The sequence below is a fragment of the Citricoccus alkalitolerans genome, assembly GCF_039528175.1.
GTDB lineage: Bacteria > Actinomycetota > Actinomycetes > Actinomycetales > Micrococcaceae > Citricoccus > Citricoccus alkalitolerans.
The window spans coordinates 410,741-427,638 of record NZ_BAAALH010000001.1; the positions used below are offsets into that span (position 1 = coordinate 410,741).

At 68.6% G+C, this 16,898-nt stretch carries 17 protein-coding genes; 13 read left to right on the top strand and 4 right to left on the bottom strand.

The window, feature by feature from the left end:
- The 10 genes from ABD134_RS01805 to dapF all read left to right on the top strand — a co-directional run.
- Positions 1 to 2,041: DNA translocase FtsK (locus ABD134_RS01805; RefSeq protein WP_344226161.1), on the top strand; the 2,041-nt coding region annotated here is incomplete at its 5' end.
- An 18-nt stretch (positions 2,042 to 2,059) separates the two neighbouring features.
- Entirely contained in the window at positions 2,060 to 2,662 is a 603-nt protein-coding gene (gene pgsA, locus ABD134_RS01810) for a CDP-diacylglycerol--glycerol-3-phosphate 3-phosphatidyltransferase (RefSeq protein ID WP_344226163.1), read from the top strand.
- 31 nt (positions 2,663 to 2,693) lie between these two features.
- Complete coding sequence (locus ABD134_RS01815) at positions 2,694 to 3,203, top strand: CinA family protein (protein WP_378108483.1); 510 nt, start codon at positions 2,694 to 2,696, stop codon at positions 3,201 to 3,203.
- 218 nt (positions 3,204 to 3,421) lie between these two features.
- Entirely contained in the window at positions 3,422 to 3,874 is a 453-nt protein-coding gene (locus ABD134_RS01820; protein ID WP_344226168.1) for a helix-turn-helix domain-containing protein, read from the top strand.
- Between the two features lie 75 nt (positions 3,875 to 3,949).
- Positions 3,950 to 4,180, top strand: a complete 231-nt coding sequence (locus tag ABD134_RS01825) for a DUF3046 domain-containing protein (RefSeq protein ID WP_344226170.1) — start codon at positions 3,950 to 3,952, stop codon at positions 4,178 to 4,180.
- Positions 4,181 to 4,401: 221 nt separating this feature from the next.
- Entirely contained in the window at positions 4,402 to 5,463 is a 1,062-nt protein-coding gene (recA, locus tag ABD134_RS01830) for a recombinase RecA (protein WP_344226172.1), read from the top strand.
- Positions 5,463 to 6,053 carry a regulatory protein RecX gene (locus ABD134_RS01835; protein WP_344226174.1) on the top strand — a complete coding sequence of 197 codons (591 nt, stop codon included), beginning with the start codon at positions 5,463 to 5,465 and terminating at the stop codon, positions 6,051 to 6,053. Before recA ends, ABD134_RS01835 begins: the two co-directional genes overlap by 1 nt.
- 9 nt (positions 6,054 to 6,062) lie before the next feature.
- On the top strand, positions 6,063 to 7,589 hold the full coding sequence (gene miaB / locus ABD134_RS01840) for a tRNA (N6-isopentenyl adenosine(37)-C2)-methylthiotransferase MiaB (RefSeq protein ID WP_344226176.1): 1,527 nt from the start codon (positions 6,063 to 6,065) through the stop codon (positions 7,587 to 7,589).
- Positions 7,586 to 8,518, top strand: a complete 933-nt coding sequence (miaA, locus tag ABD134_RS01845) for a tRNA (adenosine(37)-N6)-dimethylallyltransferase MiaA (RefSeq protein ID WP_344226178.1) — start codon at positions 7,586 to 7,588, stop codon at positions 8,516 to 8,518. Before miaB ends, miaA begins: the two co-directional genes overlap by 4 nt.
- Before the next feature lie 9 nt (positions 8,519 to 8,527).
- Positions 8,528 to 9,484 carry a diaminopimelate epimerase gene (gene dapF / locus ABD134_RS01850; RefSeq protein WP_344226180.1) on the top strand — a complete coding sequence of 319 codons (957 nt, stop codon included), beginning with the start codon at positions 8,528 to 8,530 and terminating at the stop codon, positions 9,482 to 9,484.
- Positions 9,485 to 9,498: 14 nt separating this feature from the next.
- Here dapF and ABD134_RS01855 read toward each other — a convergent pair whose 3' ends face one another.
- A complete protein-coding gene (locus ABD134_RS01855; protein ID WP_344226182.1) occupies positions 9,499 to 9,831 on the bottom strand; it encodes a hypothetical protein in 333 nt (110 codons plus the stop codon).
- Between the two features lie 140 nt (positions 9,832 to 9,971).
- Positions 9,972 to 10,601: a class I SAM-dependent methyltransferase gene (locus tag ABD134_RS01860; protein WP_344226184.1), complete on the bottom strand. Its 630-nt coding sequence runs from the start codon at positions 10,599 to 10,601 to the stop codon at positions 9,972 to 9,974.
- Positions 10,602 to 10,950: 349 nt separating this feature from the next.
- On the opposite strand from ABD134_RS01860, the gene hflX reads away from it, so the two are divergent.
- Together hflX and ABD134_RS01870 are read left to right on the top strand one after the other, a co-directional pair.
- Positions 10,951 to 12,534 (top strand): GTPase HflX, encoded by a 1,584-nt coding sequence (gene hflX / locus ABD134_RS01865; RefSeq protein WP_344227615.1) that lies wholly within the window; start codon positions 10,951 to 10,953, stop codon positions 12,532 to 12,534.
- Entirely contained in the window at positions 12,531 to 14,627 is a 2,097-nt protein-coding gene (locus tag ABD134_RS01870) for an ATP-dependent DNA helicase (RefSeq protein ID WP_344226187.1), read from the top strand. The genes hflX and ABD134_RS01870 overlap by 4 nt, the downstream gene beginning before the upstream one ends.
- Here the strand turns inward: ABD134_RS01870 and ABD134_RS01875 are convergent.
- On the bottom strand, positions 14,624 to 15,520 hold the full coding sequence (locus tag ABD134_RS01875; protein WP_344226189.1) for a hypothetical protein: 897 nt from the start codon (positions 15,518 to 15,520) through the stop codon (positions 14,624 to 14,626). The two genes, ABD134_RS01870 and ABD134_RS01875, sit on opposite strands and share 4 nt — an antisense overlap.
- 4 nt (positions 15,521 to 15,524) lie before the next feature.
- Entirely contained in the window at positions 15,525 to 16,268 is a 744-nt protein-coding gene (gene lexA, locus ABD134_RS01880) for a transcriptional repressor LexA (RefSeq protein ID WP_344226191.1), read from the bottom strand.
- Positions 16,269 to 16,479: 211 nt separating this feature from the next.
- On the opposite strand from lexA, the gene ABD134_RS01885 reads away from it, so the two are divergent.
- The gene (locus ABD134_RS01885; RefSeq protein WP_344226193.1) at positions 16,480 to 16,839 is read left to right on the top strand and encodes a LysM peptidoglycan-binding domain-containing protein; all 360 of its coding nucleotides are present in this window, start codon (positions 16,480 to 16,482) and stop codon (positions 16,837 to 16,839) included.
- The last annotated feature ends 59 nt before the right edge of the window (positions 16,840 to 16,898 follow it).

Below are 16,898 nucleotides of genomic sequence, written 5' to 3' on the forward strand. Positions count from 1 at the left end.
GGAACTGGCCATCGCCCGTGTCAAGGAGGCGGCCGGCGTCGGCCCCGATGCCCCCGCCGGTCCGGCGACCGAACCGATCGGCACTGTGCCGCCGGCGATGCCGGAAACAGCACCGGCAGCGGCCGTGAAGGCGAGCCCGGTGGCCCGGCCGGCCGAGCTGCCCCCCATGCCAGCACGCTCGGAGCAGCTGCACCTGGGTGGGGACATCACCTACACCCTGCCTGACTCGGCCCTGCTGCCAGCCGGTCCGCCGCACAAGGACCGCACCGAGGCCAATGATGCCGTGGTGGCCGCCCTGACCTCCACGCTGGACCAGTTCAAGGTCGACGCCGAGGTCACCGGGTTCTCCCGCGGCCCCACGGTCACCCGCTACGAGATTGAGCTTGCGCCGGGCACCAAGGTGGAGAAGGTCACGGCCCTGTCCAAGAACATCTCGTATGCCGTGGCGTCCTCGGATGTGCGCATCCTCTCACCGATCCCGGGCAAGTCCGCCATCGGCATCGAGATCCCGAACGCGGACAAGGAGGTCGTCGCCCTGGGCGACGTGCTCCGCTCCAACGCCGCACGCAAGACCGACCATCCGATGGTGATGGGTGTCGGCAAGGACGTCGAGGGGGGTTTCGTCATGGCCAACCTCGCCAAGATGCCGCACATGCTCGTGGCCGGTGCCACCGGTGCCGGCAAGTCCTCATTCGTGAACTCGATGATCACCTCGATCCTGATGCGGTCCACGCCGGACGAGGTCCGCATGGTCATGGTGGACCCCAAGCGCGTGGAGCTCACCGCGTACGAGGGCGTCCCACATCTGGTCACCCCCATCATCACGAGCCCGAAGAAGGCGGCGGAGGCCCTGCAGTGGGTCGTGCGCGAGATGGACACGCGCTATGACGACCTGGCGGCCTTCGGCTACAAGCACGTGGACGACTTCAACAAGGCGATCCGCGCCGGCAAGGTCAACCTCCCGCCGGACTCCAAGCGCGTGCTCAAGCCCTATCCGTACCTGCTGGTGATCGTGGACGAGCTCGCGGACCTGATGATGGTGGCCCCGCGGGACGTCGAGGACGCGATCGTCCGCATCACCCAGCTCGCCCGCGCCGCCGGCATCCACCTGGTGTTGGCCACCCAGCGGCCGTCGGTGGACGTGGTCACCGGCCTCATCAAGGCCAACGTTCCCTCACGGATGGCCTTCGCCACCTCGTCAGTCACGGACTCCCGAGTGGTCCTGGACCAGCCCGGTGCCGAGAAGCTGCTCGGCCAGGGTGACGCCCTGTTCCTGCCGATGGGCAAGTCCAAGCCGATGCGCGTCCAGGGCGCGTGGGTCAACGAGTCCGAGATCCACGCGGTCGTGGAGCACGTCAAGACCCAGATGACCGCGCAGTACCGTCAAGACGTGGTCCCGGAGAAGACCGAGAAGGTCATCGACGAGGACATTGGGGACGACATGGACCTGCTGCTGCAGGCCACTGAGCTTGTGGTCACCACGCAGTTCGGCTCCACCTCCATGCTGCAGCGCAAGCTGCGCGTCGGTTTCGCCAAGGCCGGGCGACTCATGGACCTGATGGAGTCCCGTGGCGTCGTCGGCGCCTCGGAGGGTTCCAAGGCCCGCGACGTGCTGGTGAAGCCCGATGACCTGGCCGACCTGCTGGCCACCATCCGCGGAGACAGCCCGCCGGCCGCGGCCCCGAGTGAGGACGCGCCGGAGGCCTACGCCGAGGATGTGGTGCACGCGGACGGGATGGGCACCTCTGACGGCATCGACAGCGACGATCACGTCGGCGGCACCGGCGGCACCCGCGGAACCGACCAGGCGCTCGCTGCGTATCCGGAGATGCCTCAGCGCTCCGGCCAGGCACCATCGGACCAGGAACTGGTGCGCGGGTCCCTGCCGGCGGAGGCCTCCGATCCGCAGGCTTCCGACTACGGCCGTGACCTGGTGGCGGACGATCTCGCCTCCCGCCCCGCGGCGGACGAATGGTACGACGAGGATGGTGGCGAGGACGGCGAAGGCTCCGAGGACGCGTGGCACCTCACCGGCCGGTGAGATCCGTAGACTGCACGCATGAGTGAGAACTGGAACCTGCCCAACCTCCTGACGGCCGTCAGGATTGTCATGGTCCCGTTCTTCATCTGGACCCTCGTGGCCGGAGGTCCTTCGGGTGAGGACTCGACAGCCCTGCGCTGGGTGGCCTTCGCCCTGTTCGCCGTGGCCATCTACACCGACAAGCTGGATGGCGACATCGCCCGGTCCCGGGGACTGGTCACCAGCTTCGGCAAGATCGCCGATCCCATCGCGGACAAGCTCCTCACCGGTTCTGCCTTCATCGTGCTCTCCCTGCTGGGAGAGCTCTGGTGGTGGGTGACCGTGTTGATCCTCGTCCGTGAGTGGGGCATCACGCTGATGCGCCTGATGGTGCTGAAGCACGGCGTCATGCCAGCCTCCCGGGGCGGCAAGCTCAAGACCGTGCTCCAGGCCGCGGCCCTGCTGTGGCTGTTGGCCCCCCTCGGCCCGGTGCTGGGGGACTGGTGGCTGTGGGCCGGTTGGATCCTGATGGCCGCCGCCCTCGTGGTCACCCTCGTCACCGGAGCCGACTACGTCCTCAAGGGTCTGCGGCTGCGTCGGGACTCCCTCGCCGCCGAGTCCAGCCAATCCAGCCGAGATTGAACCGGCTGACCGGGTGAAACGGGACGAGCCGATGGAACCGGCCGAATGGGTCGATGCGGAGAACCTGCCGGCCGCCGTCGTGCAATTGTTGATCCACCGGGATCTGACGATCGCCACCGCGGAATCCCTGACCGCCGGACTGCTGGCGGCCACCCTGGCCGAGGTGCCCGGGGCGTCCGGGACGCTGCAGGGCGGCGTGGTGGCGTACCAGAACCACGTCAAGGAGCGGTTGCTCGGCGTGGACCCGAGCCTGCTTGCCCGGGTCGGCGCCGTGGACGCGGAGGTGGCCCGGCAGATGGCCGAGGGTGCCCGCCACGTGACGGGCTCCGACGTCGGGATCTCCACGACCGGCGTGGCCGGGCCGGACGCCCATCAGGGCAAGCCGGTGGGCACGGTCTACGTGGGGCTGGCCGGCATGCCGGGCCACGCCGAGCCGGAGGCCGTGCTGTTGCGCCTTGAGGGAAACCGCGAGGCGATCCGGCGGGGCACGGTCCGCCGGGGATTGCAGATGGTTCAGGCGCGTCTGACCCGGTGGACATGACATTTGCGTCACGGAACGCGAGAGATGTGTCCGCGCGCTTGCCTCCGGGTCCGGGGTTGTCGGTAGGCTGGGAGCATGCCGCGCAGTCAGCTGGGAATCGGCTGGGAATCCAATGATGGGCGGCCGGCCGGGGAACAAAAACCGGCCTGGTCACCGTTGTACGCACCAGTTGGCCTGAACGGCCACTCCCAGTACCCACTCAGGAGAAGACAGTAGACATGATGAAGCATCCGGTAACCATCAACGGCATCACCCGTTGGCTGGAAACCGGGGAAAACGTCCCAACCGACTCCCTCGAGACCAAGGAGCACGCCGTGCCAGTCCTTCGCCAGGAAATCGGAGACGTCCTGCGTGACGTCCGCCAGCGCCAGCGCCGCACGCTCCGCGAGGTCTCCCACCATGCGCGGGTCTCTCTCGGCTACCTGTCCGAGGTCGAGCGCGGACAGAAGGAAGCCTCCTCGGAGCTACTGTCCTCGATCTGCAGCGCCCTGAACGTCCCCATGTCCCTGATGCTGCGCGAGGTCTCGGACCGCATCGCCCTCCAGGAGGGAGTGCACATCCCGGACACCGTCCCCGTGGACCTCGAGAGCCGTTTCGCTCCCGAGGAGTTCGGTGCCCGCATCCCGGACGAGGTCCCGGATGACTTCGGCCAGCTCGCCGGCAGCCACTGACCAAGACCGCAGCGCAGGACCGCAGACCCTCGGGACTGCGGTCCTGCTGCCGTGAGTAGACGGGAAGGTCCAGAGATGAAGCACAGTGAGTTCCGCCGGTTGATGGACGATGAGTTCGGCCCCGGCAATGCCGGCGTGATCGCGGCGACCCTCGTGCTGCCGTCCCTCCTGGAGACCGCAGACCGGGCCCTTGACGCCGGCGAGGACCCGCGGCGCGTGTGGCTCGACGTCTGCGACCTTCAGGGTGTCCCCGAGGGACGCCGCCTCGGACGCGACCTGCCGGTGCGGGACCGCGCCCAGGGCTGAGCCGTGAGAGCTATGGGGACACGCCGAGACCGGGCTCTTCGAAAACATCTTCGAACGGCGGTAGGCTCCTCCACAGGACATGAACCGCGGCACGCCCCGGGCATGTCATCCACAGCACCAGCGGCGTTCCGCTAACCTGTCCGGGCGGTCCAGTAGGTTCGTCATCAGTACAGGGGAACGGCTCGAAGGCCGCCCGCCACCAGCACACGTAGGGGTGAACCATGGCGTCAGCCACTGATCGCGAAAAGGCTCTGGAAGCCGCACTGGCCCAGATCGACAAGCAGTACGGCAAGGGATCCGTGATGCGTCTCGGGGACGAGGTCCGCGTCCCGATGGAGGTCATTCCCACCGGTTCCGTCGGATTGGACGTCGCCCTCGGCATCGGCGGCCTGCCCCGCGGCCGTGTCGTGGAGATCTACGGTCCGGAATCCTCTGGTAAGACCACCGTCGCCCTGCACGCCGTGGCCAACGCACAACGCAATGGCGGCATCGCAGCCTTCATTGACGCCGAGCACGCCCTGGACCCGGAATACGCCAAGAAGCTCGGCGTGGACACGGACGCCCTGTTGGTCTCGCAGCCGGACACCGGTGAGCAGGCCCTCGAGATCATGGACATGCTGATCGGCTCCGGCTCGCTGGACATCGTCGTCATCGACTCGGTGGCCGCGCTGGTGCCCCGCGCCGAGATCGAGGGCGAGATGGGTGACAGCCACGTAGGTCTGCAGGCCCGGTTGATGTCCCAGGCCCTGCGCAAGATCACCGGCCGCCTGGCCCAGAGCAAGACCACCGCCATCTTCATCAACCAGTTGCGTGAGAAGATCGGCGTGTTCTTCGGCAGCCCGGAGACCACCACCGGCGGCAAGGCCCTGAAGTTCTACGCCTCTGTCCGGATCGACGTGCGCCGGATCGAGACTCTGAAAGAGGGCGGCAACCCCGTCGGCAACCGCACCCGTGCCAAGATCGTCAAGAACAAGATGGCCCCGCCCTTCAAGCAGGCTGAGTTCGACATCATCTACGGTGAGGGCATCTCCCGCCCGGGCTCCCTGATCGACATGGGTGTGGACGAGGGCATCGTGAAGAAGTCCGGCGCCTGGTACACCTATGACGGCGACCAGCTGGGCCAGGGCAAGGAGAACTCCCGCCGCTTCCTCAAGGACAACCCAGACCTCGCCGACGAGATCGAGACCCGCATCCTGGAGAAGCTCGGCATCGGCGTGTCTGCCGAGGACGAGTCCGCGGGTGAGCCGCAGCTGCGCGCCGTCTCGGGTCAATCCCCGGCCTGATGACTCGTCGCCACCTCCGTGCGGTACCGGACGTCCCCGAGCATCTCGCGGACGATCCGGAGCCGGCCGCCACGGAGGTGGCGCGTACCATCGTGCTGCGCCAGCTCGCCGCCTCCCCGAAGTCGCGGAAGCAGTTGGAGGAGAAGCTCTCCGAGCGGGATGTTCCCGAGGACGTGGCCGCCGCCGTGCTGGACCGCCTCGAGGATGTCCGGCTCGTGGATGACACCGCCTATGCGGAGAACTTCGTCCGCACCAGGCAACGCTCCAAAGGCCTCGCCCGCGGTGCCCTGCGCCGGGAGCTCCAGCAGAAAGGCGTCTCCGGGGAGGCCGCCGAACAGGCCCTTGAGACGATCAGTGAGGACGCCGAACGTGAGGCCGCCGTCGACCTCGTCCAGCGTAAGATCCGCGGGCGTCAGCTCCCGCACGGGGACTCGGCCGACGACCGAGCGGAGCGGGACAAGACGGTCCGGCGCCTGGCCGCCATGCTCGCCCGCAAGGGATACCCGCCCGGCATGGCCTTGGGCATCGTCAAAGACGTCCTGGGTGGCCTTGAGGACGAGGCGGATGCTTTCCCCCTGGACGACGACTAGAATACTGCGGTGACTTCCACCCCCCGTCTCGATGAGCGCACGTACCAGGTCCGCACCTTCGGCTGCCAGATGAACGTGCACGATTCCGAGCGCATCTCCGGCCTGCTGGAGGACGCCGGTTACGCCCCCGTCGAGGGGACGACGGAACCCGATCTCGTCGTGTTCAACACCTGTGCCGTCCGGGAGAACGCGGACAACAAGCTCTACGGGAACCTCGGCAACCTGCGCGCCGTCAAGGACAACCACCCCGGCATGCAGATCGCGGTCGGCGGATGCCTGGCCCAGAAGGACCAGAAGACCATCATCGACAAGGCCCCGTGGGTCGACGTTGTGTTCGGCACCCACAACATCGGTTCGCTTCCCACCCTGTTGGAGCGGTCCCGCCACAACCAGCAGGCCGAGCTCGAGATCCTGGAATCGCTGGAGACCTTCCCCTCCACCCTGCCGACCAAGCGGGACTCCACCTACTCCGGGTGGGTCTCCATCTCGGTGGGCTGCAACAATACCTGCACCTTCTGCATCGTCCCGGCCCTGCGCGGCAAGGAGAAGGACCGCCGTCCCGATGAGATCCTCGCCGAGGTTCAGGCACTCGTGGATGCCGGCGCCGTGGAGGTGACCCTGCTCGGCCAGAACGTGAACACCTACGGCATCGAGTTCGGCGACCGCGGTGCCTTCGCGAAGCTGTTGCGCGCCTGCGGCTCGATCAAGGGACTGGAACGCGTCCGCTTCACCAGTCCCCATCCGGCTTCCTTCACCGACGACGTCATCGATGCCATGGCCGAGACACCCAACGTCATGCCGCAGTTGCACATGCCGCTGCAGTCCGGCTCGGACCGGATCCTCAAGGAGATGCGCCGCTCCTATCGGTCCAAGAAGTTCCTCGGCATCCTGGACAAGGTCCGGGAGAGGATCCCGCACGCCGCAGTGACCACGGACATCATCGTCGGATTCCCGGGGGAGACCGAGCAGGACTTCCAGGACACCCTGGACGTGGTGGAGGCTTCCCGTTTCTCCTCGGCCTTCACCTTCCAGTACTCCATCCGCCCGGGAACCCCCGCCGGGGAGATGGAGAACCAGGTCCCCAAGGCGGTCGTCCAGGAACGCTTCGAGCGCCTGACCGCCCTGCAGGACCGCATCAGCGCCGAAGAGACGGCGAAGCTCGTGGGCACCCGACAGGAACTGCTGGTGACGAACCACTCCGGCTCCAAGGACGCCGCGACCGGCCGGCTGGCCGGCCGTGCCCCGGACAACCGGCTCGTGCACTTCAGTGTCCCGGAGGGTGCCGAGGTCCCGCGGCCCGGTGATGTCGTCACGGTGACGGTGACGGAATCGCACCCCTACTTCCTGATCGCGGACCCCACAGCGGACGATCCGGAGGGCTACGTCCTGCGCCGGTCCCGCGCCGGTGACGCCTGGGACCTCGCCCAGGCAGCCTCCTGCGGTACGCCCTCACCCGGCGCGGGGGCGGCTGGTGCCGCGGGTGTCGCCGGCTCTGCCGGCGTCAGCCTGGGCATGCCCACCCTGCGCCCCGCATGACCGACGCCGGCCGCGCGCCGATCGTCGCCGTCGTCGGGCCCACAGGCACCGGGAAGTCCGAACTGGCCCTGGACCTGGCCGAACGGCTGGGTGGGGAGATCGTCAACAGCGACGCCCTGCAGTTCTACCGCGGCATGGACATCGGCACGGCCAAGCTCCCGATCTCTGAACGGCGGGGGATACCCCACCACCTGCTGGACGTGCTCGACGTGGCCGAGGAGGCCTCGGTGGCTCGTTTCCAGTCCGAGGCACGGTCCGTGATCGCCGACATCCGGACTCGGGGCCTCGTGCCGGTACTCGTCGGAGGCTCCGGGCTGTACGTGCGGGCCGCACTGGACGAACTGGAGTTCCCCCCGACAGACGCGGACATCCGGGCGCGGATCGAGTCCGAGGGCCGGCGAATCGGCCTGGAGGGCCTGCGGAACCGGTTGCAAGCAGTGGATCCGGAAAGCGCGGCACGCCTGGGGGATGCCCGGCGGATGGTACGCGCCCTGGAGGTCTTCGAGCTCACCGGACGCACGTTTGCCTCGTTCATGCCCCAACGGACCTACCTGCGGCCGACGGTGCAGGTGGGACTGGACCTGGACCGGCCCCGATTGCATGAGCGGCTGCACGCCCGCGTGGCCGCCATGGCCGCGGCCGGCCTGCTGGACGAGGTCCGGACCCTGGACGCCCTCGGACTGCGGCAGGGCAGGACGGCCTCCCGGGCGATCGGCTACGCGCAGTTCCTCGCCGTCCTGGACGGTGAAGCGGACACGTCTTGGGCCATCGAGGACACCGCCACGGCGACCCGCCGCTTCGCCCGCCGCCAGATCACCTGGTTCCGGGCGGATCCGCGCGTCACGTGGTTCGATCCCACGCGCCCCGGCCTGCTCGAGGATGTCCTGGGCCACCTGGCCCGGTCAACGGGGCCGCAGGCCGCCACCTAGACTGGGGTCATGACCCTGCCGATAGCCCAGGACCCCGACCGCCTGCGGACCGCCCTTGACCAATTGGCCGGGCTGGCCTTCACGAAGGGGCATGGCACCGGAAACGACTTCATCCTCGTCCCCGACCTCAGCGGGGAGACCGAACTCGCGCCGGACCACGTGGAGGCCCTCTGCGACCGCCACTTCGGAGTTGGCGCCGACGGGCTGATCCGCGTGGTCGAGTCCACGCACCTCATCGAGGGGCGGGATCTGCTGGAGCACCACCCCGAGGCCACCTGGTTCATGGACTACCGCAATGCCGACGGCTCCGTCTCCGAGATGTGCGGCAACGGGGTGCGCGTCTTCGTGCACTATCTCGCCACCCGCGGCCTGGTGGACTTGGAGATCGGGCAGCAGGTCCGGATCGGCACTCGCGCCGGCGTCCGCACGGTCACCCGGATCGGCGAGGAACACTACTCGACCGACATGGGTCCGTGGAGCTACATCGACCCCGAACTGGCCGAGGAGCGGGCCTCGGACTCCCTGGTGCTCGCCGCCGGGCTGGCTGACCCCCGCCCGGCCCTGAGTATCTCGATGGGCAACCCGCACACTGTCGTCGCGCTGGCCGAGGACGCGGATCTGGCGGATCTGGACCTGGCGAGGCAGCCCAACGTGGAACCGCTCCCGCCGAACGGCACCAATGTGGAGTTCGTGGTGGCAGCGGACCCGCTCTTCCTGAACGGCGTCGGCCGACTGGACCTACGCGTCCACGAGCGGGGAGTCGGGGAGACTCTCTCCTGTGGCACGGGGGCCTGCGCCGCTGCCACGGCCGTCCGCATCTGGGCCGGAGACCGTGACGCCCTCACTTGGGAGGTCGGCGTCCCGGGCGGCGTTGTGGGTGTCGAGTTCATTCCCCAGGCCGACGGCACCGAACGCGTCATCCTGTCCGGGCCCGCCACACTCGTCTCCGACGGAACGGTGGCTTGATGACACTCGGCCCGTCACCTCGGACGTGAAGCGCCCATCGGATACTCGTACACCGCCAACGGGTCGTCCGGGAACTGCACTCGAATGACACCCTGCGCTCCGAGCCCGTCGGGGACCGGCAGTTCCCACGTCTGTGGCGCGAGATCCTCCGTGCACGTCCGTGAGCCCTCCTCGGTGCTGATGGTGACACGGTAGGCCGCATCGGGATCGAGCGAGCGTTCCATGACGCGGGGAAAGCAGTCGACCGTCGAACTGCCGAACGTGGTGACCTCGAGGGTGTCGGCCGATTTCCATTCCAGGAAGGGGGCGTAGGCGTCGTCCGCGGCGAGGGTGTACAGAGAATCCACGGTGGATGCGGTGGGGTCAACGTGGACGGTCGCCGCTGATCTGGGTGCCGTCGCGTCCTCGGTACTCTCCTGACACCCCACCAGGGCGAGTGTCCCCGCGGCCAACACGGTGCCTATCGCCCATCCTCTGCCAGTCCTCGTCATCCCGTCAGTATGCGGCGGACCTGGAGGATCCGGAAGCCCTTCTCGGTGCCGAAGCGTGACGCTGTGAATTGCCCCGGGGACCGTTCGTCCAGGGCCGCGGCCATCCACGGCAGCAGTGAATCGGCGCCGAGGTTCTTCTGCACCACCAACAGGGCCTGGCCTCCGGGAGCCAGCCGCGGCAGCCACTGCAACAGGATCGAGTGCAGTGCCTCCTTGCCCACCCGGATCGGCGGATTGGACCAGATCAGGTCAAAGGTCCGCCCGGCAGGGACCTCGTCCGGCCGGTAGACGGAGACGTTCTCCAGGCCGAGGGCGGCGGCATTGTCCCGGCACAGCTGCGCGGCCCGGTCATTGACCTCCACCCCCGTGATCTGGGCCCCGGGGCTGGACAGCCCCAGCGTGAGGGTGAGAGGCCCCCATCCGGTGCCGATGTCCAGGAAGGAGCCCGACGACGGCGGGTCCGGGACCGTCCGCAGCATCGCCGCGGTGCCCTTGTCCAGGGCGTCGGGGGAGAAGATGCCGCCCGCCGTCTCGACGGTGACGTCCCGGCCGGCCAAGGTGACGCTGAGCCGGCGTCGTTGTTCGGGGCCGACCGGCTCAGCGGAGAAGTAGTGTGCGGAATCCATCACGGCCGATGCTACCTCTGCTTGACAGCGCCCCTATACTGGATGGCATGTGGATTTACCTGCGTTGAGCCTGATGTGTCCTTGTGGCACCGACGCTCCGGACCCTGACCTCCCCGCTGTGCAGCGGGTCGAGGCACCGTCCGTGATGGCACCCACTTTTTCCTGAGCCTGCGTGACCCGACTGTCCGGGTCCTGGTCTGCCGTGATTCCTCGCGCCGACCCCACGCCGGCACGACCCGTGAAGGAGGCCCTGGTGGCCCCGAGAACCCCCATCCACAGCGGCGACCCGAACACCCTCGGCGTCCCCGCCAGCGACTACCCTAGAGACCACACCTCTTCCAAGGAGACCATGACCGAGACCACCCCGCAGGGGAACGACCAGCCCGCGAACGAGCAGCACGGGAACGAGTCCGAGATCCGTGATGTGATCGACCGGATCCTCGCGGCTGATGCTGCCAGTGCCGCCAAAAACGCTTCCGAACAGGGCCGAGCGCTCGCGCTGTCCGAGGGCGGGGACGGGCACACCGAGGCGGACGGCGAGCAGTTCGATCTGGCTGAACGTCAGGCCCTGCGGCGCGTCAGCGGACTGTCCACCGAGCTCGAGGACATGAGCGAGGTCGAATACCGCCAGCTGCGCCTGGAACGGGTCGTCCTCGCCGGACTCTGGTCCGAGGGGACCGCGGAGGACGCAGAGAACTCCCTGCGCGAGCTCGCGGCCCTGGCCGAGACCGCTGGGTCCGAGGTCCTGGACGGTCTGATCCAGCGCCGGCACCTGCCGGATCCGGCCACCTTCCTGGGCAAGGGCAAGGCCGAGGAGCTGCGCGGCATCGTGGCGATGACTGGTGCGGACACCGTCGTCGTGGACTCGGAACTGGCTCCCTCTCAGCGCCGTGCCCTGGAGGACATCGTCCGCGTCAAGGTCATCGACCGCACGGCGCTGATCCTGGACATCTTCGCCCAGCACGCCCAGTCCCGTGAGGGCCGCGCCCAAGTGGAGCTGGCGCAGCTCGAGTATCTGTTGCCGCGCCTGCGCGGTTGGGGTGAGTCCATGTCCCGCCAGGCCGGTGGCCGTGCCGCCGGCGGTGAGGGCATCGGCTCCCGCGGTCCCGGCGAGACGAAGATCGAACTGGATCGCCGCCGTATCCGCACCCGCATGGCCAAGCTGCGCCGGGAGATCGCCGCGATGAAGCCGGCGCGCGAGACCAAGCGGGCCAACCGGCGACGCAATCGGGTACCTTCCGTGGCGATCGCCGGGTACACGAACGCCGGCAAGTCCTCCCTGCTCAACCGCCTCACGCATGCCGGCGTCCTCGTGGAGAACGCACTGTTCGCCACCCTGGATCCGACCGTGCGTAAGTCAGTCACCCCGGACGGCATCGGCTACACGCTCTCGGACACGGTCGGCTTCGTCCGTTCGTTGCCGACACAGCTGGTCGAGGCCTTCCGCTCCACCCTGGAGGAGGTGGCCGATGCTGACGTGATCCTGCACGTCGTTGACGTCTCGCACCCGGATCCCGAGGGGCAAATCGCCGCCGTGCGAGCCGTGCTGGCCGAAGTGGAAGCCCGGCAGGTCCCGGAGATCATTGTGCTGAACAAGGCCGACGCCGCGGACCCGGTGGTGGTGGCCCGGTTGCGCCAGAGGGAACCGCGGTCAGTGGTCGTCTCCGCCAGGACCGGGGAGGGGATCGAAGAACTCGAGCGCGCTGTCTCGGACGCGATCCCGCGCCCGAACGTGGCCCTGGATCTGCTGATCCCGTTCACCGACGGGGACGTGGTCTCGCGCCTGCACTCGCCGGACGCGGACATCATCTCGGAGACCTACGAGGCCGAGGGAACGCGGCTGAGGGTGCTGGTCCGCGAGGACATCGCCGACGACCTGCGCCGTTTCGCCGCCGAGGGGTCCGAGGACGGTCAGGAGCGCGCCGGAGCATGACAGAGACGGTTGATCAGGCTCCGCCGGCTGCCGTGGCGGAGCCCGCCGCCGAGCCCCGCACTGACGCCGAACGGGAGGCCCTGCGCCTGCTGGATGCCGCCGTCACGGCCACCGGGGGCCAACGCCGCGAAGGGCAACGGCGCATGGTCGTGGAGGTCGCCCGCTCCCTGGAGACCGGGCAGCACCTGCTGGTGCAGGCGGGCACCGGCACGGGGAAGTCGCTGGCGTACCTGGTGCCGGCGCTCCAGCACGCCCTGGAGGCCGAGAATCCCGTGGTGGTGGCCACCGCCACCCTGGCGTTGCAATCCCAGATCATGCGCCGGGATGCGCCCAAGCTGCTGGAAGCCCTGCGGGACGAGCTTCCCCGTCCCATGAACGTCGCCCTGGTCAAGGGACGGTCCAACTACCTGTGCAAGCACAAGCTGGAGGGCGGCTTCCCGGAGGAGGACGGTCAGACCCTGTTCGGCATGGCCGACGACGGCGAGATGTTGTCCGGGGCCGACGGGGGACCGACCAGTCCCCTGGGCCGCGAGGTCCTACGCCTGCGGGAATGGTCCGAGGAGACGGACACGGGGGACCGGGACGACCTTGACCCGGGTGTCACCGACCGCGCGTGGCGCCAGGTCTCCGTGTCCGCGGTGGACTGTCTGGGCGCCCAGAAGTGCCCGATGGCGGCCGAGTGCTTCTCCGAGAGGGCACGCGCGGATGCCGGGGAAGCGGACGTGGTGGTCACCAACCACGCCATGCTCGCCATCGCCGCCTTCGAGGGGCTCGCCGTCCTGCCCGAGTTCGAGGCCGTGGTGGTGGACGAGGCCCACGAGCTCCAGGACCGCGTGACCGGTGCGGTCACCGGCCAGCTCTCCGGGGCCATCGTGCAGGCCGCGGCGTCCTCGGCCCGCAAGCACACGGCCATCGCCGTGGAGGACCTGGTACAGGCCGGCATCGGCCTCGATGCCGCCTTCACTGCCACTCCCACGGGCCTGATCCCGCGCGGGCCGGACGAGGTCCAGCAGAACGCACTCAAGTCCGTCCGCGATGCGGCCCGCCAGGGACTGAGCGATTCCAAGCCGAGCGGGGGAGGCGCGGACTCCTCGGCCGACGGCGGACGTCAGATGGCCCGGTCCCGGATGCAGGACGTCCTGGACGTGGCCGAGCGGATGCTGGAGACGACCCCGGACACCACTCACCCCGAGGTGCTCTGGGCCTCCCGTCCGGGCCACTTCGAGCCCGGCACCGGGTGGATCCCCGGGGACGAGTCTGCGGCGCCGATGCTCTACGTGGCGCCGCTGTCCGTGGCCGGCAAACTCCGCGAAGGCCTCTTCGGTCAGGCCACGGCCGTGCTGACCTCTGCCACGTTGGCCGTCGGAGAATCGTTCAACCCGGTGGCAGGCTCTCTCGGCCTGATGGGCGAGGGTGCGCCGGCCTGGACCGGTCTGGACGTGGGAAGTCCCTTCGACTACCCGAGGCAGGGTGTGCTCTACGTGGCCCGGCACCTGCCGAAGCCAGGCCGGTTCGCCGCCCCCGAGAGCTATGACGAACTGGAGTCATTGCTGCGGGCGTCCGGCGGCGGTGCCCTGTGCCTGTTCTCCTCCAAGCGGGCCGCCGAGGATGCCGCAGCGGAGATGCGCACCCGGCTCGGCCCGAAGCCCACGATCCTGTGCCAGGGGGACACCACGCTGACCGCCCTGGTTCGGCAGTTCGCCACGGAGGAGGACACCTGTCTGTTCGGGACCATGAGCCTGTGGCAGGGTGTGGACGTGCCCGGCGAGTCCTGCCGGCTGGTGGTCATCGACCGCATCCCGTTCCCGCGACCAGACGATCCTCTCTCCACGGCGCGGTCCAGGGACATCAGCCGCCATGGCGGCAATGGTTTCATGGCGGTCTCCGCCTCCCATGCGGCAGTCCGCCTGGCGCAGGGCGCCGGCCGGCTCATCAGGACTGCGACGGACCGCGGTGTCGTGGCTGTCCTCGACTCGAGGCTGGCGACGGAACGGTATGGGTCATTCCTGCGCTCGACCCTGCCGGATTTCTGGCCCACGGCCGATCCCTCGGTGGTCCGCGGCGTGCTGGAACGGCTCCGTCCCGGTGACTAGCGGATCAGGATCTCTAGCGCGTCGACCGTGCGAATAGCCCGCCATTCGAGGCCGGGGGCTGGGCTCCAGGCAGGCCAGTCCACGGACCATCCGCCGTCGGGGTCCTGGGCGGAAGCCAGCCACCGTCGGTCCCGTGACATCACGGCTGCCGGAACGAGCCTGCCGGGAAGGTCGGAGGGGAAGGGAACGGTCCACGGATCATGGACCAGGTCGACCGCGTGGATCCGTTCGTCCTCCGCGCCACCCTCCACGGGGAGCGAGCCCTCGGCAGACAGCCGTTCACGGAGGGATGCCAGGACCGAGCTGTCGGCCGGTTCCGGGGGAAGGCTGTCCGCGGCAAGGAACCTCAGGGCGTACTTGATCTCATAGGCGGGAAGGTCACCGACAGTCGAGGCCCGGGCCAGTCGGAGGCGGCACCAGTCCGAGGCAGCCTCGGCCCAGCCGCCCGAGAACCCCGTCAGCAGGGCCGCGGCGGCGAAGCCATACGTGAGGTGCGAACCGCCCGGAACCGGGTGGACCCACGGTGCATGGGGCCACTCGAGGGAGGCCTCGGTGACGAACGGTACGGAACCGTCTAGCCCGGAGGTCGAGGCCACCCATTCCAGTCCAGAGCGCACCCAGGGATGCTCGGCGAGATCCCAACCGGCCAAGAGGTCCAGGGCCGTCAGCGTGGAGAGCGCCTCACTCTTCGGTGACCGAACGTCAGGTTCAAGGCCATGACCGAATCCCCCGTCCGGATTGCGGTACGCCTCCAGGGCGGCCAGGACACCCTCAGTGCCGCCGCCGTGGAGCATCAGGTCCACCCGGCGGCGTTCGAGCAACCGCCCGTGGGTGTAGACGAACTCCTCGGCATCCGCCACGCGGACGCCTGGCGGCAGAGGCCGATGGTTCATGGGCTCAGAGCGCCCGGAGTACCGTGACGACCTTACCCATGACCGTCGCCGCATCGCCGAGTATGGGCTCATACGCAGAATTCTGCGGTAGCAGCCACGTGTGGCCATCTCGCTGCCGAAAGGTCTTCACCGTGGCCTCGTCGTCCAGGAGAGCGGCGACGATGTCCCCATTCTGTGCGTTGTTCTGCTGGCGTACGACCACCCAGTCGCCGTCGCAGATGGCGGCATCGACCATGGAATCCCCGGAGACCTTCAGCATGAACAGCTCGCCCTCACCGGTCAGCTGGCGCGGCAGTGTCATGACATCCTCGACCTGCTGGTCGGCGAGGATCGGCCCACCGGCGGCGATCCTGCCCACCAGCGGAACCGGTACGGCATCACCGTCCGAGGCCCCCGTGTGCAGCGTCCTCACCGACCCCACCGGCGTGGCGGCTGATTCGGGGGCCGTGGCGTCCGACTCCGACACGAGGGCCCGGCCGTTCTCGTCCAACAGCACCTCCATGGCGCGCGGGCGGCCCGGATCCTTGCGGAGATACCCCAGCTTCTCGAGCTGGCCCAGTTGATGGGTGACCGATGAGAGCGAGGCCAGGCCCGCGGCGTCCCCGATTTCCCGCATGGACGGCGGATAACCGTGCGCGGCGATCGCAGAGCGGATGGATCCGAGGATGATCCGCTGACGATCAGTGAGGGGCCGGACGCTGGGATCGCGGTGCAGGTCCTGGGCTGGAGGGGGAATCCGGGGGGCCATTCGACCATCCGTTCTTATCGTGTCCGTCGGTCTTGGTGAGATGTCTCGTGCTGGGTCGCTGGGTCTGACGGTACCGGAGTCACAGCCTTGATTCAAAGATATGTTCGAAGTTTTCTTGGCATGGTTCGAACAGGCGTGCTAGACATGATGTCGAAGCAGTCGAACACACGTTCTAGATGGCCCGGGGGTCCGGGAGGAGAGGCAGAAGAGCATGAGTACTGCAGCATCGGTCAACACCCGCGCAGCCGGCTCCGCCGGATTCCACCTGAACCGCCGTGGTCGTTTCCTCTTCGTGGGGTTTCCCGTCATTGTCCTGGCGATCCTCGCCGCAGCGGCCGCTGTCTTCTTCGGCGCGCACGGGATGGCACCGGCGGCTGCGTCGGATGACGAGCCGGTGGCCGCCGTCGAGTCCATCACGGTTAACTACGGCGACACCCTGTGGGACATCGCCGGACGCACCGCTCCAGACTCGCCCCGCAATGAGGCCATCCTGCGCATCGGCGCACTGAATGACCTCGACGGTGGCGATCTGCAGCCCGGTCAGGTGTTGTTCGTGCCGGCCGGGGGCTGAATCCCCGCTGGCCCCCGCAGGGGGTGCCGGGGGCTCGACTCTCTCCAGCCGGACGGTAG

Excerpts from the sequence above, each read along its gene's own strand:
- ABD134_RS01885 (WP_344226193.1), top strand. The coding sequence starts at position 16,480 with ATGAGTACTGCAGCATCGGTCAACACCCGCGCAGCCGGCTCCGCCGGA.
- ABD134_RS01870 (WP_344226187.1), top strand. The coding sequence starts at position 12,531 with ATGACAGAGACGGTTGATCAGGCTCCGCCGGCTGCCGTGGCGGAGCCC.
- miaA (WP_344226178.1), top strand. The coding sequence starts at position 7,586 with ATGACCGACGCCGGCCGCGCGCCGATCGTCGCCGTCGTCGGGCCCACA.
- hflX (WP_344227615.1), top strand. The coding sequence starts at position 10,951 with ATGACCGAGACCACCCCGCAGGGGAACGACCAGCCCGCGAACGAGCAG.
- ABD134_RS01820 (WP_344226168.1), top strand. The coding sequence starts at position 3,422 with ATGATGAAGCATCCGGTAACCATCAACGGCATCACCCGTTGGCTGGAA.
- lexA (WP_344226191.1), bottom strand. The coding sequence starts at position 16,268 with ATGGCCCCCCGGATTCCCCCTCCAGCCCAGGACCTGCACCGCGATCCC.
- ABD134_RS01815 (WP_378108483.1), top strand. The coding sequence starts at position 2,694 with ATGGAACCGGCCGAATGGGTCGATGCGGAGAACCTGCCGGCCGCCGTC.
- dapF (WP_344226180.1), top strand. The coding sequence starts at position 8,528 with ATGACCCTGCCGATAGCCCAGGACCCCGACCGCCTGCGGACCGCCCTT.
- recA (WP_344226172.1), top strand. The coding sequence starts at position 4,402 with ATGGCGTCAGCCACTGATCGCGAAAAGGCTCTGGAAGCCGCACTGGCC.
- ABD134_RS01825 (WP_344226170.1), top strand. The coding sequence starts at position 3,950 with ATGAAGCACAGTGAGTTCCGCCGGTTGATGGACGATGAGTTCGGCCCC.
- pgsA (WP_344226163.1), top strand. The coding sequence starts at position 2,060 with ATGAGTGAGAACTGGAACCTGCCCAACCTCCTGACGGCCGTCAGGATT.
- ABD134_RS01835 (WP_344226174.1), top strand. The coding sequence starts at position 5,463 with ATGACTCGTCGCCACCTCCGTGCGGTACCGGACGTCCCCGAGCATCTC.
- ABD134_RS01860 (WP_344226184.1), bottom strand. The coding sequence starts at position 10,601 with ATGGATTCCGCACACTACTTCTCCGCTGAGCCGGTCGGCCCCGAACAA.
- ABD134_RS01875 (WP_344226189.1), bottom strand. The coding sequence starts at position 15,520 with ATGAACCATCGGCCTCTGCCGCCAGGCGTCCGCGTGGCGGATGCCGAG.